Below are 15,044 nucleotides of genomic sequence, written 5' to 3'. Positions count from 1 at the left end.
AACCCTTTCATTTTATTTTTTATCCTGCGAATTTTTTAACGCAAGAATAGCTAAGTAAGCAGACACAGCTCCTGTGAAGTGTTTGATATCAAGGTGTGTGCGATCAATAAATTTCTCAATTCTATACTGCAAGCTGTTGCGATGCATGTACAAATTCTTAGCAGCAAGAGATACGTTTAAATTACATTCTAAATAAACTTTAATCGTTTCTAAAAGATCTCCATCATCTTTTACTAAGTCAAGTAAATGTATCATATGATTTTGGATTGCCTCTGAAGACTCTTGCAGAACCAAATGGGGTAAAACGTCGGTAAAATGGATAACATGGTTTTGTTCGACTGTATGCTTAATTTGATAAAACCATTTCTTTTCACGCTCAAAAATTAATCGCGGTGAAGACGGAAAAAAGTGAATTTGTCCTTCAAAGAACTGAATTGAAGTTTCAAAATCATGACATAGCACCTCGATAGAATCTGATAAATTTTCAGTTAAGTCATTAGGATCATCAAAGGTTTCGATAACGATACCTGATTGTTTATCAATCCACAACACAGTAATCGAGGTAGAATACAAGGCGTGAAGCGCATTTTCAAACTCTATTTTTTGTTCAAACAAACGTTTAATTAAAAACTGGGTAAAGCGAAAAGAATGGTGCGTATGATGAGAGTGAATGACTTTTTCAGGTGCTTTAAATAACAGGTTTGACCAATACAATTGTTCTGGCGTCAGGAAAGAAACTTCCTCATCATAAGGCGTTAAAAAAGCAGAAAGTAATGCCTGCTCTTTTTGAGACAAAGCCGTGTGTTCAATTCCAATGAAGCCTTCATCACATGAAAACCATTTGTATCGTTCAAATTGAGAAGGGATTTTAGCCTTAATCATTTTATCCCCAAATAGTGTGTGCAGCTGTTTCATCTGTGCTCGTTCCCTTCGGTGAAAGCTTACTATTCATAAACGTGAAAAAGCATAAGCTCATGAATATAATCAATTAATTGTGTTTCATCTATTTGATTAGAAAGCGCAGTTTTCCATACAATTTGTCCATCTTTTAAATAATCAGCCTCGTAATAAACCCGATTCATATAAAACGAGATGTGCCAGCCCGGCATTCGATTATTTTGATACAGTGGTTTAACCTGAAAATGTGCAACCATAAAGAAAATCTCCTTTCTCAAGTAGTTATTATAAGCTTACCATGAGAAAAGGAGATGAAAAATCATTTAATCTAAAAATTTTGTTAATTTGTAAAATATGTTGCATATGTGTTTAGCACCTTGCGTTTGAATGTCTGTTTCATCAAAAATCATCGGTTTTGCATTCACTTCAAACAGATAATAATGACCTTGGACTGACTTTGCCATATCAAGAGAAAATTCTTCAATGAGAGGGAAGGACTTTTGAAGGACTTGCCCGCACGTATTTACAAAAGACGAAAGAAAGGAAGTATCTACTTCATCTTCAAGATCTTGAGAAGGTGAAATGCTTCCGCCGTTTAACGTATGTGTTGTAATGGAGTGATAGGGACTATGTCGAATACCGACGCCGCTAATAACATACCGGCTATCTTTGTGATGCGCTAAAATACGTAAGTCATAGCGCCGGTCTTTGAATGGCTGCGTCTCAATTGCTTCTTGAATGAGATAAGCAGACCTGGGAAGGTCAATTGCTTGTAAAGAAGAAAATTCTTCTTTGCGTGTATGATCTTGATAAATAATCGTATGCTTATCGGAAGATAATCGGAAAATTCCAGCGCCTTTACTGCTGTTAATAGGCTTAAAATAAAGAGAAGAGTGTTTTTGCAGAAGCTTAGCAATATCAATTTCTGGTGTTAAACGATAGGTTTTAGGAAGGTGAGAAGATAATAGTGGATGTTTTGAAAATAACTGATACACTTTCCATTTTGAAAAAAAAGCGGAATTAAAAAGGGGGATGTGCCTGCTTTTTATTTTTTTGTGTAAAGATTTCAGCTTTTTGGTTTCTGATTTTCTTCCTGGATAACGATTATATATAACGTTTGGCAGCGGCAAAGTTGTTTTGATCCACTGCTTTTTTGCCCCGTCAAAGCAATACCCTTCAAAGAAGTGATGAGACATTGTTTCTTCAGCGAATAAAGCAAGAAGCCCGCCTTTCTCTTGCAGGGTATGATGTAAGAGTTCTAATAAAGGACGCTGTTTTACATTCAGTTTTTCCAAAACAGCTTTGTTCGTTAAAACTCCCACAATAGGACCTGCTTTTTCTCCTTTTAAACGAAGAAAAGCTTGAGTAGAAGAAATGCTTTGAATAAAGGGAAGTTCAATTTCTTGAACTCCCCATGTGTAAGAGGCTGAAGGATTATTATGAAACCACTGCTGCTTTTCTTTGTGATAGTAAATTGTAATCATATGCTGATGCCTTCAGGTGTATTTAGATAGTATCCAGATAAGTAAATCGCATATTCTAGAGAAAGTTTTCTAGTTTGTTGATCCGCTTTTCGTAAGGCAGGGTGTGAAAAAATAGAGCGACCGGGCTTAGAGTTAGCTTCAAACAGCCACACGTTTCCTTGATAATCCACTCCAAAATCGAATCCAAGCTCTCCAATTAATCCGTTCAACTCCTGTTCAAGCACATGACTAATTGAGATAGCGGCATCTTTTAGCTTATTTTCAATTTCTTTTTTGTAAGAAGGGTTAGTGAATATTTTGGCTGTAGCTTCAATTTCTCCGCCGTAATCAAGATGCGTAGTGATGCTGTTGGGACCGGCTACTTTAGCAGCTAGAGCAGTAAGCACCCATTGGTTATTCCCGTCTTTATTCGTATGCACGCGAAAGTCTACACAGCGCTTTTCTTTTTTGATTAATGAAATACCTTGCTGAGCAATGTATGAAGGATTAGCAAGTAAATATTCAAATTCTGATAATAGTTCCTCTAAGGTTTCTTTTTCTTGAACATGAAGACCTTTTTCTCCTTTGTAAGTCAGCGTGTACATGGAATCCTTAAAAGCTAGCGTATAAATGCCGCGGCCTAAGCTTCCGTTTTTCGGCTTTAAATAAACGGTTTGATGAAGAAGCAGAAGTTTTTTTATTTGCTCACACGAAGGACTTTCAACCGTGTAAGGTAACAAATAGGCTGTCTGCTCGTTCAGTTTTAAAAGCTCATGAATTTCCCACTTGTTGAAAAAATCAGGATTAAAAAATGGAATGCCGTAATCAGTCATCATCTTTTCTTTAATGAACTTAAAAGGAGCTAACCCCTCTGTTTTTCGATTTGGCAAACGGTTATATACAACGTTAGGAAGCGGGACTTCATGCTGTGTCCAGCCGCTTTCTTCGTAAAAATAGCCGTTTATGGTCCCGGTTTCCCAGTTGATATGATGAGTTCCAAAAATAAAAGGAAGTCCCCCTGTTATACTTGCAGTAGAAAGAAGTTTAGCTAAGTGAAGGGAACGCTTTCCAATTGGCCGTAGCAGAGAACCAGTAAAACCAGCGGATAACACACCGATTAAAGGTCCTAAGTGAATGGTCTCATTCACAATAATAGGTTGCATCATATGGGCGAAAGGAATTTGAAGTTTTGTCATTAGCTCAGCTGAAATCTGAATTTCTTCACGTTCTGAAGATTGTATAAGGCATGGAGCTGTCATTGTTCCAAAAGCTGCTTGTTTCAAGGAGTCTTTGTAAAGAGATGCAGGAACAGAAAGATCGCAGCCTAGCTGCTCTACTACAACAAGGCGAGTAAGAGTTTTTTTCATAGCATTACTCCTTACGATACGATAGTGTGTTAGCTAAATAGACGCAGTAAGACAGGACATTTTTATACATGACTTCTTTTTGTTCAGGTGCTGTCTCCATTACTATTTTTCTTCCCGGTTTCGAATTTAAATCTAGAATCCAGATGCTGAAGTCTCTCGAGATACATAAATCAATACCTAATTCAAAAAGAGAAGGGAAGTGATTTTCCAGCACGGACGGAATCGTTTTACAAATGGTGTTGATTTCATCCATTACATATTGACGATGAACGCGAGGGATGCGAGGTAGCAAGTTCTCAAAAGGTACAATAGATGCTCCTGAACTTACATTTGTTACGATGGAGTCCCGTTCACCTTGTCTAATTCCTCTTCCAATTTCTTTCCAAGCACCATCGTTTCCTTTTTGTAATAGCAGTCTTATATCAAAAGGAGTGCGCTCATAAGGGAAAAATGAAATATGGGGCTGAGCAATATACAATACATCACGGGCCGTTTTCGTAAACCAGTTCTTAAACTCCTGAAAAGAGGAAAATAGAATGGTGTTTACAATGTCATTTTGTTGATAAGAAGCTTCAATTTCACGTCCACGCTGTCTTAATTTCACAATTCCTTTACCTTGTGAGCCGTTGGCAGGCTTAATCATTAGGCTATCGTTTGTTCGAAGCAGCTGAACAAGCTGCTCTACACTTTCGATTGGAGTGGTAGGAGGAATATATGAAGATAAATAGCTATCTTTTTTAATGGCTTCATAGACATCTAGCTTATTGGGCAATCCATGGCCTAAAAATGTAACATCTTCCCGCTGTTTAAGCCAGTTTACAATAGGGCGAGCCTTATTAGACAGCGAGTCTTTTCGATAAAAGCAGCGATCGTAAATAAACGAAGGAAGTAAAAAGGAATCTTCTATCCATTTCTTTTGTTGTAAATCGTAGCGGAAGCCTTCAATATTTTCGGTGTTAGGATGAATGTTAAAAGGAGTAAAACGGTATATTTCAATTGAAAACTCAGAAGCATGTTTAGCAATTTCGGTCACATACTCCACTTCTTGCTGTGGGTGAATCGTTAAAAAGCCTAATGAAATCATCGTAAATCCTCCTTGGCAAATTGAAAATTCGTTGCATGCAGACAATAATCAAGCAGTGCTTTTGTTGAGGGACGAACAGAGAAAGCGCTTGAATCTAATTGTTTGGAAGGTTTGACATTTACTTCAATAATCCAAGGCTTTCCTTCTTGATCAATCGCTAAATCAATACCAAATTCTGCATAAAGTTCAGACGGGTGAGAAAGCTGTGTGCAAATTTCAATCGCAATCTCTTTTAAAAGTGAAAGGATATGGCGCGTCGTTTTTGAATCATAGAGCTGAGTTAAAACTTGCTGAGGAGGATGAATATCCCCTCCACGAGCAAGATTTGAGACGAAATTGCCGGGTTTTGATACACGTGTGACAATGGACGTGATTTTCCACGTCAAGTCGTCTTTTTTATGACAGAGAATGCGGAAATCAAAAGGGCACTGTTTGTATGTTTGCAGTGAAATTCCTTCTTGGATGAGAAATCCTTGCCTTTTTAATTGACTATAAAGCGTTTCAAATAAGTCATAGAGAGATTCATATTCTTTTTCATACGTGTGTGTAAACGTTGTATAGTCTAAAATATACTTTTCTTTCTTTGAAATTTTAAAAATATTTTTTCCTTGGCTACCATGAACAGGCTTCAGAAAAACATCGTCATGAAGTTCCAAAGCGTCAAGAAGATCTTGACGTGAACGAAGCTGATACGTTTTTGGCAAATATGGAAGCAAGTGTACAACATCTTTAAGCTGTTGAAAAACCGTCCATTTATTTAAGTAGCGTGCGTTAAAGAAAGGAACGTCATGCTCTTTCAAAAATGTTTTAAAGGTTTGAAAATCAGCGCTTTGCTCGGTTTTCCTGGCATGAATCCGGTTGTGTACGATTCCCGGAAAGGGAACGTCTGAATAAACCCATCGATCACCGCGATAAACATATCCTTTAGGGGACAATGACTTCACGTCGCTCAATTTGCTCACATAGCAAAAACACCCTAACTCCTTGCAAGCTTGAACAAATTCCTTACAAAATACAGAAATGGAGCCAAAGGGTTCTTCATCTTCTCGAACTTCTGTTACGATGCTAATCACGGGTCCCATCCTAAACGTGTTCTCTTCGTAAATGCCTCTCAGCTGATGCGTTTCATACGGAAAGCAAAAGTCTGCAAATAGAGCTTCCGACATCATGAAGCAGCATTCTCGATGCTGAAAAACAGTGGCTTTGACTTCTTTCGTGATGGAGCCTACTGTTAACGTAAACTCGTGCTTGCATTTCACACGTGAGAACAGAGCAGAACTAATGTAAATGTCGTCGCTCATATGGTTCTCTAGTGGTTTTAGAGAAATGGTAAAAGTATTCATAAACGAATCCTCTTTTTCTTTCCTTTAGTAGGCGAATGCTGATATATACTATGAGGAATTAGCCCAATCTGTGAAGAGAATTTATCGTTTTCTGAGAAAATAAAGGTCTTAAGCTGAATTTTATATAATAATTTGTTATAGTTAGGGAAGTCAAGAAATTATAGAACTGAATTAGGAGGAACTTAACGTGTCTGTAAACTTACATGATGTAGCAAATGATTTAGAAAAAGCAATTCGTCAAAGCGACGATTACACAAACTTAAAAAACTTATATGCAGCAGTAAACGCTGATCAAGGTTCAAAACAATTATTTGAGCGTTTCCGTACAATGCAAATGGAGCTGCAACAAAAGCAAATGATGGGCCAAGAGATCACTGAAGAAGAAGTTCAGCAAGCTCAACAAACAGTTGCAATCGTTCAACAAGATCAAAATATCGCGAAGCTAATGGAAGCTGAGCAACGTATGAGCATGGTAATTGGTGAATTAAACAAAATTATCATGAAGCCACTTGAAGAACTTTACGGTGCGGCTGAATAAGAGATAGAGAAAAGAGGAAAAGAGAAATCTTTTCCTCTTTTTTTATGCGGAAATTCCTTCTAATTGTGCAGTTCTGCTCATAAGCTTAGTAACAAGGCTACACATGCCGACTATCATGAAAAGGTCATTTATAACCGTATCCTAACGGATTAGACATCTATGAAAGAAGGGGTTTTCATATGGCTTATCGATTGCTAGCGTTGAATATTGATGGAACCATTTTAAATAGCCAAGGGCGCGTTACAAAAGAAACGAAAGACGCAATTCAATTTGTGAAAAATAAAGGGGTTTACGTTACGTTAGTAACAAACAGGCATTTTCCGTCTGCTAAAAAAATTGCTCGATCACTTAAAGTTCATCCAGCAATGCTCATTACTCATAGCGGTGCCTTTATCGGAACATCGATAGACAAACCGATACTAGATAAGAGAATTAGCGAGGAAAAAACATTTAATCTCATTCAGCTTTTTGAAAATTTTAATTGTCATGTCCGCATTTTGCATGAAAGGTTTTCAATTGGAAATCGTGTAAAGCTTCCTAATAATATCGTAGCTAAAAGCGTGTTAAAAACGGGAGAACCGCTCTTTTATCCCGTGCAGTTCGTAGATTCATTAGGAGATACGCTTCGTGATGAACCTGTTTCTACTCCAAAAATAGAAGTGTATTTTGCAGATCGTAGAGAAAAAGAATACGCTGAGCAAACAATTGCCAGTGCAGTTCCGGATATTGAATGGTTTTCGTATCCAAATGAAAATAGATGCTATATTACGCCAAAAGGAGCCACAAAAGCTGCCGGCGTTCGTTATGTAGCAAATCGTCTAGGGATACCGATGGAAGACGTAGTAGCCATTGGAAATTGCTATGATGATGTAGAAACGATTGAACACGCGGGAATGGGTGTGGCCATGGGCAATTCACCAACGGAATTAAAAATGCTTGCGGATTGGGTTACTCGTTCTAATAATGAAAATGGTGTAGCCTATATGGTGAAAGAATTATTTAGAAAGCAGCAGCGTCTTGGTTATCTTCATCAAATTGACAGCTTTCGTTTAAAATAAATAAAAGTATGTTAGTTGAAGGGAAATCCGAACGAAGAATCCAACTCGTTCGGATTTTTTTCATTGGTAGGATAAACGTCAGCTTCACGTATGTAGCTGTTTCTAACTGTTGATTGAAGGGCAAGGCGAAGACTCCTGCGTAAATCAACAGAAGTGTAACAAGCAATTCATATGAGCTTATTTATCCCATTTGTTCGTCTGTAGGTTGAATTAATGTAATTATGGCTCAATCTCTTTTTCCGTTTGTTTCCTGTCCGCGTATTCCCTTGAGCTGAGCACCTTGACCGGACATACGTAGGTTTTGTAAACTGATTACTTAGATAGAATTGATTTGAAAGGTGATTATATTGAACATTTATATAAAAGGTATAGAAGATGAGCGTTTTTTACGTCCGCTTCACCGAATTTCAGATTTGTTTTTTGAAGAAAGCAACGTCTCCTTTGAGGATGATAACGAAGCTCAGCTGAAGGTTGAAGTAGAGCTAAAAGTTCATGAAGAAATTTATGCGAAAGCAGTGCTGCATGATGCTGCAACGGACAAGGTGTTTACAGAAGAGCTTTCTAAATCGTTTACGCCGTATGAAACAGAAAAAGAAAAATTTAAGCAAATAAAAAATGTGGTGCTTCGCGTCTACTTATCTGTGTTACAGGAGTATACAAACATTGTTCAAAAATGGGGTATTTTAACCGGTATACGTCCAACGAAGTTGCTTCATATGAAACTGCAGTCAGGCAAAAGTAAAGAACAAGCACATCGTGAGCTAAAGGAAGAATATTTAATCACTGATGACAAAATTAATTTAATGCAGCATATTGTGGATCGTCAACTAGCAGCTATTCCCGATTTACATGAGTTAAAGAACGAGGTAAGCATTTATATAGGCATTCCGTTTTGTCCGACGAAGTGTGCATACTGTACATTCCCAGCCTATGCGATTAACGGACGTCAAGGATCTGTTACGTCATTTTTAGGCGGCTTGCATTATGAGATGCGTGAAGTAGGGAAATGGTTAAAAGACAATGACGTCAAGATTACAACCGTCTATTATGGCGGAGGCACACCAACGAGCATTACGGCTGAAGAAATGGACATGCTGTATGAAGAGATGTATGAATCGTTCCCTGATGTACAAAATATCCGTGAAATTACGGTAGAAGCAGGAAGACCCGATACGATTACGGAAGAAAAGCTAGCTGTTTTGAACAAATGGAATATTGACCGGATTAGTGTAAATCCGCAGTCTTATATTCAAGAAACCTTAAAAGCTATTGGACGTCATCATACAGTTGAAGAAACGATTGATAAATTTCATCTTTCTCGAAAAATGGGGATGAATAACATTAACATGGACTTAATTATTGGGCTTCCAAATGAAGGTGTAGAAGAATTTCAGCATACGCTAGACGAATCTAAAAAATTGCTTCCTGAATCTTTAACTGTTCATACGCTATCGTTTAAACGCGCGTCTGAAATGACTCAAAATAAACGGAAATACAAAGTAGCAGATCGCTATGAAATTGGTAAAATGATGGATTTAGCGACTGAGTGGACTCAAGAACAAGGATATGAACCTTATTATTTATATCGCCAAAAAAATATTTTAGGTAATTTAGAGAACGTTGGATATTCATTCCCTGGTCAAGAGAGCCTGTACAATATTATGATCATGGAAGAAAAGCAGACGATTATTGGCCTTGGGTGCGGGGCATCCAGTAAGTTCGTGCATCCAGAAACAGGCATTATTACAAGGTTTGCGAATCCAAAAGACCCAAAATCGTACAACGATGGATTCGAGCACTATACGCAAGAGAAACTCAAGATTTTAGATGAATTGTTTAGGAAATAAAAAGGTCACTTTTTAGTGATCTTTTTTATTTTCAGCAGGGAAATGTCGGAATCTGTTGAATATATAAGAAAGTTGTAAGCGTTTTCTTATTATGACGATGCGAGGTGCCGCTTAATGATGAATGTACAGTTAACCGTACCATCTATGATGGAAAGAGCTGAAAAGCTGTTTGGTAAAAAAGAAGTGGTTTCTAAATCTTCAAAAGGGATTCAACGTTTAACTTATAATCAGTTAATAAAACGGACTCGGCAGCTCTCTAGTATGCTAGAACGAATTGGAGTGAAGCGAGGAGAAAGAGTCGGAACGTTTGCATGGAATCATCATAGACATCTAGAGGCTTATTTTGCTGTACCGGGAATAGGCGCTGTGCTTCACACAATTAATATCCGGTTAGATTCTGAGCAAATTGTATACATCATTAACCATGCACACGATAAAGTCATTTTACTTGATGAATGCTTTTTACCTTTATTTGAAAGCATTCATCAAAGGCTTCCACATGTTGAAGCCTATATCCTTATGTCAGATGAAGGTGAGCTGCCAGAAACAGAGTTGCCAGTGTATCATTACGAAAATTGGATTCAGCAAGGGGATGCATCGCATTCCTTTGTTCAAGATTTAAGCGAAGAAGAACCAGTAGGCCTTTGTTATACCTCTGCTACTACAGGAGAGCCAAAGGGCGTTGTATATTCTCATCGCGCTATTTATTTACACTGTATGGCGCTAGGACTTGCTGATAGTGCTGGATTATCAGAAGGTGATACCGCTATGCCTATCGTTCCAATGTTTCATGTAAATGCATGGGGAATTCCTTTTGCTGCGGTCTGGTTTGGGACAAAGCTCGTGCTGCCGGGCGCTTTTTGTACCTCAGAGACGATTGCCTCTCTCATTGAACAAGAGAAAGTAACTCTTGCTGCAGCAGTACCTACCGTTTGGTTAAATTTTTTACAAGAGTTAGAAAAAAAGCCTTACGCAGTTGATAGTTTGCGGGCTATTTTATGCGGCGGATCAGCGGCCCCAAAAAGCGTCATTCGAGAATTTCAGGAAAAATATCAAATTGAATTTATGCATGCATACGGAATGACGGAAACAAGCCCTGTTGTAACCGTCTCCCGCTTAAAAAGCTATCAGTACAGCGAAGACCCTGAGTATCAGCTCAGCGTAAAAGCGAAGCAAGGTTTCTTAGTTCCTGGCGTTGAAATGAAAGTAATAGGTCAAAATGGAGAAGTTGCTTGGGATGGAGTGGAAATGGGTGAGCTATTACTAAAGGGGCCATGGGTAGCTTCTGAATATTACAAGGATAAAAGAACAGAAGATACGTTTAAAGACGGCTGGCTGTATACGGGAGATATTGTGACGGTTGACGAAGAGGGAACGATCAAAATTGTAGACCGAACAAAAGATTTAATTAAAAGCGGAGGAGAATGGATTTCATCGGTTGATCTAGAAAACGCGCTGATTGCCCATGAATCTGTTTTCGAAGCCTGTGTCATAGCAGTCCCTCATAAGGTGTGGCAAGAGCGTCCAGTTGCTTGTGTCGTGTTAAAAGATGCATATAAAGGTGTCGTTTCGTCAGAAGAGCTGCTCAAATTTTTAGCGCCGCAGTTCGCAAAATGGTGGCTTCCAGATGACATTTTATTTATGGATGAAATCCCAAAGACAACGGTCGGAAAGTTTTTAAAACGTACGCTTCGTGAACAAGTCCTCAATCATTATCAGAAAGGGTGAGTAAATATGACCGTCGAATTAAAAGTAGTAGAACTAGTTTTGCAAGAGCGTGTCGCCACAATTTCGTTTAACAGGCCGGATGCGTTAAATGCATTAAACGAAGAAGTGCTAGAGCAGTTTATTCAATGTTTAAAAGTTGTCGAAGAAAGTGAAGTGGACTTCTTAGTAGTAAAAGGAAACGGAAAAGTGTTTTCAGCAGGGGGAGATATTAATATGATGATGTCACCTTCACAATCAGAACGTTTTGAGCAGGTGATGGATTTAATTAATGAAGCCGTGCTGACTTTATACAGCCTGCCTCAAATGACGATAAGTGTACTGCACGGTGCGGCAGCAGGGCTAGGGCTCAGCATTGCGCTTGCTTCTGATTATATTATTGCAGAAAGACACACGAAAATTGCGATGAACTTTATCGGCATTGCTCTAATTCCAGACGGAGGCGGTCACTTTTTACTAGAAAAGCGCATCGGTTCTCATCGTGCGAAACAGCTGATTTGGGAAGGAAAGACATTAAAAGCAGAGGAAGCTCATCAATTTGGCATAATTGATGAAATAAAAGAAGGAGATTTGGCGAAGTGTGTAGAAGATTATCTCTCATATTGGCTAAAAAAACCTTCACGTGCTTTGAAGGAAACAAAGCGAATTTATGTGGAGACATCTATTTCACAATTAAAGCAAGTGCTTGCGCTTGAGAAAAGAAGTCAGTTTGCTATGAGCCAAAGTTCGGATCATAAGGAAGGTGTACGTGCGTTTCTGGAAAAGCGAGCGCCTGTTTTTAATCAAAGTGAAAAAGATATTTCCGAAAATTAAGTGAACTAGTTTAAAAGCCAATATTTTTGTCTATCATATTGATAGAGCATGTTTAAAAGTTGCAAAACAGTGGTAACACAAGATAATGTAGAAACTAATGAGGTGATTGGAAATGAACAAAACAGATTTAGTAAACGCAGTGGCAACAAAATCAGAGTTAACAAAAGCAGATGCATCTAAAGCAGTTGACGCATTACTAGAAACAATTTCATCAACGCTAGGTGAAGGTGAAAAAATTCAGTTAATCGGCTTTGGTACATTTGAAGTACGCGAGCGTGCTGCTCGTACAGGCCGTAACCCTCAAACGGGTGAAGAAATGCAAATTCCAGCATCAAAAGTACCGGCATTTAAAGCTGGTAAAGAACTAAAAGAAGCTGTAAAGTAATATAAAACGCCGGAAAGCTAAACCTTTCCGGCGTTTTGTATTAACGATGAAATAATACAAGTTTTCCGCTAGAGCTAACGCATCGATGTGTTTTTTCTAAGTAGGCAAGCTCTTCTAACTTTTTGGTGCCGATTGTCTTTGCTTCTGTTTCAGAAGCTGCTTCGAAGCTTTCATCTATTAATTTTTCTCCAGTCTTTTCAAAAGCGGTTAATGTATAAGTACTCATAAAATCTACTCTCCTCTTATAGTATAATTGTAAGCGTATTCAACATATTTCTCGTCTTATTCCTCTAAATCCTGCTAAGGTTTACAGATATCATTTTTTTCCATACAATAAACATAGGTTTATTTACAAAGGAGGAATTAAATGTCTCTTTCTATCCGTGAAGTTTCAAAAAGGTACGGTGAATTTACAGCTGTAAATGAACTATCCTTGCAAATTCCAAAGGGTGAAGTGTTTGGTTTTTTAGGTGCAAACGGTGCTGGCAAAACAACGACGTTTCGAATGATTTTAGGGCTCATTGAACCAACCTCAGGTCACATCCAATGGAATGATAAATCTTTAACTTACAGTAGAAGCCATCTAGTTGGTTACCTTCCAGAAGAAAGGGGATTATATCCGAAATTAAAAGTCAAAGATCAGCTTGTTTATCTAGGACGGCTGCGCGGGATGAAAAAAGCTAACGTGCTGCAAGAAATGGAGCGCTGGTTATCTCGATTTAATATTCCTCAATATGCTTCAAAAAAAGTAGAAGAGCTATCCAAAGGAAATCAGCAAAAAATTCAATTTATCGCTTCCGTTATTCATCGTCCCGAGCTGCTTATTTTAGATGAACCTTTTAGCGGCTTGGATCCTGTAAACGTAGAGGTACTAAAAGAAGCGGTACTTGATTTGAAAAAACGCGGGACGACGATTGTTTTTTCAAGTCATCGAATGGAACATGTGGAAGAACTTTGTGAATATTTATGTATTATGCATCATGGTACGCCTGTTGTATATGGAAGACTGCCGGAGATCAAGCGTTCATTTGGCAAGAAAAACGTCATTATACATGGGAAAGGTCCGTTTGAGAGAATTACGGAGCTTGAAGGTGTTGTAAAGGTGAAAAAAACGGTTGAAGGCATGATTGTTCAAATTCAGCATGAATCCGTATCGCAACTCATTTTTCAAGAACTTAAACATTTTTCATTTGTATCTAAATTTGCAGTGGAAGAGCCTTCATTAAATGATATTTTCATTGAACAGGTAGGTGCTTCCTATGAATAAATTTTGGGTCATCGTTTTTCATACATATCTTAATAAATTAAAAACAAAATCTTTTATTATTACGACGATTATTACTGCTCTTATTCTAGTTGCTCTTACAAATATGGAGAAAATTATCGACGTTTTTAATTCAGACGATAATGGCACAAATGTGGGTGTCATCTATGAAGTGGAAAGCGTATATACGTTGTTCAAACAAAATGTAAATGCTATGGATTCAGACATTCATTTAAAAGAATTTACGTCTGAGGCTAAGGCAAAGCAAGCGGTAAAAAGCGGGCAGCTCGATAGCTATTTACTTTTATCTTTAAACGATAAGCAGCTGCCTCAAGCTGTGTACAAAGCTAACTCTTTGGCCGAATCAAATCTTTCATCTACCTTAGAACAGGCGGTACAGCAAACAAAAGTGGCTATGGCTACAGTGAAAATTGGTTTAGAAGAAAAGCAAATTGATCAGCTTTACAGCCCTGTTTCATTTAAAAAAGAAGCGTTAGTTGAAAATGCCAAAACAGAACAAGAGCTAAATCAAGCAAGAGGTCTTGTGTATGTTCTGCTGTTTGTTATTTATTTTGCCGTTATCATGTATGGGAGCATGATTGCGATGGAAGTAGCTACTGAAAAATCATCCCGCGTTATGGAGATCCTCGTATCGAGCGTATCACCTATTACACAAATGTTTGCTAAAATCATTGGAATTGCACTGCTCAGCTTAACACAGCTTGCAGTGATACTGAGCGTGGGCTACACATCGTTAAAAGCCAGTGTGGAAACAAATCATAACGGCATCTTTTCTTATCTCGGATTTAATGATGTTCCGCTGACTACATTCGTGTATGCATTTGTCTTTTTCATATTAGGGTACTTTCTTTTTGCTACGCTCGCGGCTTTTTTAGGTTCTCTTGTGAGCCGTATTGAAGATGTACAGCAAATGATTACGCCCATGACCCTTGTGATTGTGGCCGCTTTTTTAATTGCTATGTTTGGACTTGGTGATCCTGAAACCACAATCATTACGGTCACATCTTTTATCCCGTTTTTTGCTCCGATGATTATGTTTTTGCGTGTAGGTATGTTAAATGTTCCTATGTGGGAAGTGAGTGTATCGATAGGGATTTTGGTTGTGACGATTACTGCTTTAGCTATATTTGGTGCCCGTGTGTATAAAGGAGGGGTCCTTATGTATGGTCAATCTACCTCTTTTAAAGATATTAAAAAGGCGCTGCAGTTAACGAAAAAAGAAACATAAAGAAGTGAGAG

At 38.2% G+C, this 15,044-nt stretch carries 15 protein-coding genes; 8 read left to right on the top strand and 7 right to left on the bottom strand.

Features of this window, described 5'->3' with window-relative positions; translation table 11 throughout:
• Positions 1–12 precede the first annotated feature (12 nt).
• The 6 genes from AC1VNJ_RS21625 to AC1VNJ_RS21600 form a co-directional block, all read right to left on the bottom strand.
• Positions 13–915, bottom strand: coding sequence for a PucR family transcriptional regulator (locus AC1VNJ_RS21625; RefSeq protein WP_033580652.1), 903 nt, complete (start codon positions 913–915; stop codon positions 13–15).
• A gap of 29 nt (positions 916–944) precedes the next feature.
• The gene (locus tag AC1VNJ_RS21620; RefSeq protein WP_028412569.1) at positions 945–1,154 is read right to left on the bottom strand and encodes a YheE family protein; all 210 of its coding nucleotides are present in this window, start codon (positions 1,152–1,154) and stop codon (positions 945–947) included.
• Positions 1,155–1,220: 66 nt separating this feature from the next.
• Positions 1,221–2,381 (bottom strand): YheC/YheD family endospore coat-associated protein, encoded by a 1,161-nt coding sequence (locus tag AC1VNJ_RS21615; protein WP_482641284.1) that lies wholly within the window; start codon positions 2,379–2,381, stop codon positions 1,221–1,223.
• Positions 2,378–3,727: a YheC/YheD family endospore coat-associated protein gene (locus AC1VNJ_RS21610; RefSeq protein WP_482641283.1), complete on the bottom strand. Its 1,350-nt coding sequence runs from the start codon at positions 3,725–3,727 to the stop codon at positions 2,378–2,380. The genes AC1VNJ_RS21615 and AC1VNJ_RS21610 overlap by 4 nt, the downstream gene beginning before the upstream one ends.
• Before the next feature lie 4 nt (positions 3,728–3,731).
• Positions 3,732–4,811 carry a YheC/YheD family endospore coat-associated protein gene (locus AC1VNJ_RS21605; protein WP_482641282.1) on the bottom strand — a complete coding sequence of 360 codons (1,080 nt, stop codon included), beginning with the start codon at positions 4,809–4,811 and terminating at the stop codon, positions 3,732–3,734.
• The gene (locus AC1VNJ_RS21600; protein WP_482641281.1) at positions 4,808–6,154 is read right to left on the bottom strand and encodes a YheC/YheD family endospore coat-associated protein; all 1,347 of its coding nucleotides are present in this window, start codon (positions 6,152–6,154) and stop codon (positions 4,808–4,810) included. Before AC1VNJ_RS21600 ends, AC1VNJ_RS21605 begins: the two co-directional genes overlap by 4 nt.
• Positions 6,155–6,341: 187 nt before the next feature.
• On the opposite strand from AC1VNJ_RS21600, the gene AC1VNJ_RS21595 reads away from it, so the two are divergent.
• The 6 genes from AC1VNJ_RS21595 to AC1VNJ_RS21570 all read left to right on the top strand — a co-directional run bounded on the left by AC1VNJ_RS21595 (position 6,342) and on the right by AC1VNJ_RS21570 (position 12,520).
• Positions 6,342–6,692: a YlbF/YmcA family competence regulator gene (locus AC1VNJ_RS21595; protein WP_013055299.1), complete on the top strand. Its 351-nt coding sequence runs from the start codon at positions 6,342–6,344 to the stop codon at positions 6,690–6,692.
• A gap of 179 nt (positions 6,693–6,871) precedes the next feature.
• Positions 6,872–7,750: a Cof-type HAD-IIB family hydrolase gene (locus AC1VNJ_RS21590; protein WP_028412564.1), complete on the top strand. Its 879-nt coding sequence runs from the start codon at positions 6,872–6,874 to the stop codon at positions 7,748–7,750.
• A gap of 344 nt (positions 7,751–8,094) precedes the next feature.
• Positions 8,095–9,597, top strand: a complete 1,503-nt coding sequence (locus AC1VNJ_RS21585; RefSeq protein ID WP_182029536.1) for a coproporphyrinogen III oxidase — start codon at positions 8,095–8,097, stop codon at positions 9,595–9,597.
• 114 nt (positions 9,598–9,711) lie between these two features.
• On the top strand, positions 9,712–11,325 hold the full coding sequence (locus AC1VNJ_RS21580) for a long-chain fatty acid--CoA ligase (RefSeq protein ID WP_049162849.1): 1,614 nt from the start codon (positions 9,712–9,714) through the stop codon (positions 11,323–11,325).
• 6 nt (positions 11,326–11,331) lie between these two features.
• Positions 11,332–12,135, top strand: a complete 804-nt coding sequence (locus AC1VNJ_RS21575; protein WP_099330612.1) for an enoyl-CoA hydratase — start codon at positions 11,332–11,334, stop codon at positions 12,133–12,135.
• Between the two features lie 112 nt (positions 12,136–12,247).
• On the top strand, positions 12,248–12,520 hold the full coding sequence (locus tag AC1VNJ_RS21570) for an HU family DNA-binding protein (protein ID WP_013055305.1): 273 nt from the start codon (positions 12,248–12,250) through the stop codon (positions 12,518–12,520).
• Between the two features lie 40 nt (positions 12,521–12,560).
• Here AC1VNJ_RS21570 and AC1VNJ_RS21565 read toward each other — a convergent pair whose 3' ends face one another.
• A complete protein-coding gene (locus AC1VNJ_RS21565; RefSeq protein WP_028412560.1) occupies positions 12,561–12,746 on the bottom strand; it encodes a YhzD family protein in 186 nt (61 codons plus the stop codon).
• 141 nt (positions 12,747–12,887) lie between these two features.
• Between AC1VNJ_RS21565 and AC1VNJ_RS21560 the strand changes: the two genes are divergently transcribed.
• Together AC1VNJ_RS21560 and AC1VNJ_RS21555 are read left to right on the top strand one after the other, a co-directional pair.
• Complete coding sequence (locus tag AC1VNJ_RS21560) at positions 12,888–13,787, top strand: ABC transporter ATP-binding protein (RefSeq protein WP_482641280.1); 900 nt, start codon at positions 12,888–12,890, stop codon at positions 13,785–13,787.
• Positions 13,780–15,033: an ABC transporter permease gene (locus AC1VNJ_RS21555; protein ID WP_048020592.1), complete on the top strand. Its 1,254-nt coding sequence runs from the start codon at positions 13,780–13,782 to the stop codon at positions 15,031–15,033. The genes AC1VNJ_RS21560 and AC1VNJ_RS21555 overlap by 8 nt, the downstream gene beginning before the upstream one ends.
• Positions 15,034–15,044 lie beyond the last annotated feature (11 nt).

Source organism: Priestia sp. 3CA3 (genome assembly GCF_056836725.1).
Note: the sequence above shows the minus strand (reverse complement) of the source record. Positions and strands in the feature narration are given on the sequence as shown.

Excerpts from the sequence above, each read along its gene's own strand:
- AC1VNJ_RS21610 (WP_482641283.1), bottom strand. The coding sequence starts at position 3,727 with ATGAAAAAAACTCTTACTCGCCTTGTTGTAGTAGAGCAGCTAGGCTGC.
- AC1VNJ_RS21605 (WP_482641282.1), bottom strand. The coding sequence starts at position 4,811 with ATGATTTCATTAGGCTTTTTAACGATTCACCCACAGCAAGAAGTGGAG.
- AC1VNJ_RS21575 (WP_099330612.1), top strand. The coding sequence starts at position 11,332 with ATGACCGTCGAATTAAAAGTAGTAGAACTAGTTTTGCAAGAGCGTGTC.
- AC1VNJ_RS21565 (WP_028412560.1), bottom strand. The coding sequence starts at position 12,746 with ATGAGTACTTATACATTAACCGCTTTTGAAAAGACTGGAGAAAAATTA.
- AC1VNJ_RS21600 (WP_482641281.1), bottom strand. The coding sequence starts at position 6,154 with ATGAATACTTTTACCATTTCTCTAAAACCACTAGAGAACCATATGAGC.
- AC1VNJ_RS21620 (WP_028412569.1), bottom strand. The coding sequence starts at position 1,154 with ATGGTTGCACATTTTCAGGTTAAACCACTGTATCAAAATAATCGAATG.
- AC1VNJ_RS21590 (WP_028412564.1), top strand. The coding sequence starts at position 6,872 with ATGGCTTATCGATTGCTAGCGTTGAATATTGATGGAACCATTTTAAAT.
- AC1VNJ_RS21555 (WP_048020592.1), top strand. The coding sequence starts at position 13,780 with ATGAATAAATTTTGGGTCATCGTTTTTCATACATATCTTAATAAATTA.
- AC1VNJ_RS21570 (WP_013055305.1), top strand. The coding sequence starts at position 12,248 with ATGAACAAAACAGATTTAGTAAACGCAGTGGCAACAAAATCAGAGTTA.
- AC1VNJ_RS21580 (WP_049162849.1), top strand. The coding sequence starts at position 9,712 with ATGATGAATGTACAGTTAACCGTACCATCTATGATGGAAAGAGCTGAA.
- AC1VNJ_RS21625 (WP_033580652.1), bottom strand. The coding sequence starts at position 915 with ATGAAACAGCTGCACACACTATTTGGGGATAAAATGATTAAGGCTAAA.
- AC1VNJ_RS21560 (WP_482641280.1), top strand. The coding sequence starts at position 12,888 with ATGTCTCTTTCTATCCGTGAAGTTTCAAAAAGGTACGGTGAATTTACA.
- AC1VNJ_RS21615 (WP_482641284.1), bottom strand. The coding sequence starts at position 2,381 with ATGATTACAATTTACTATCACAAAGAAAAGCAGCAGTGGTTTCATAAT.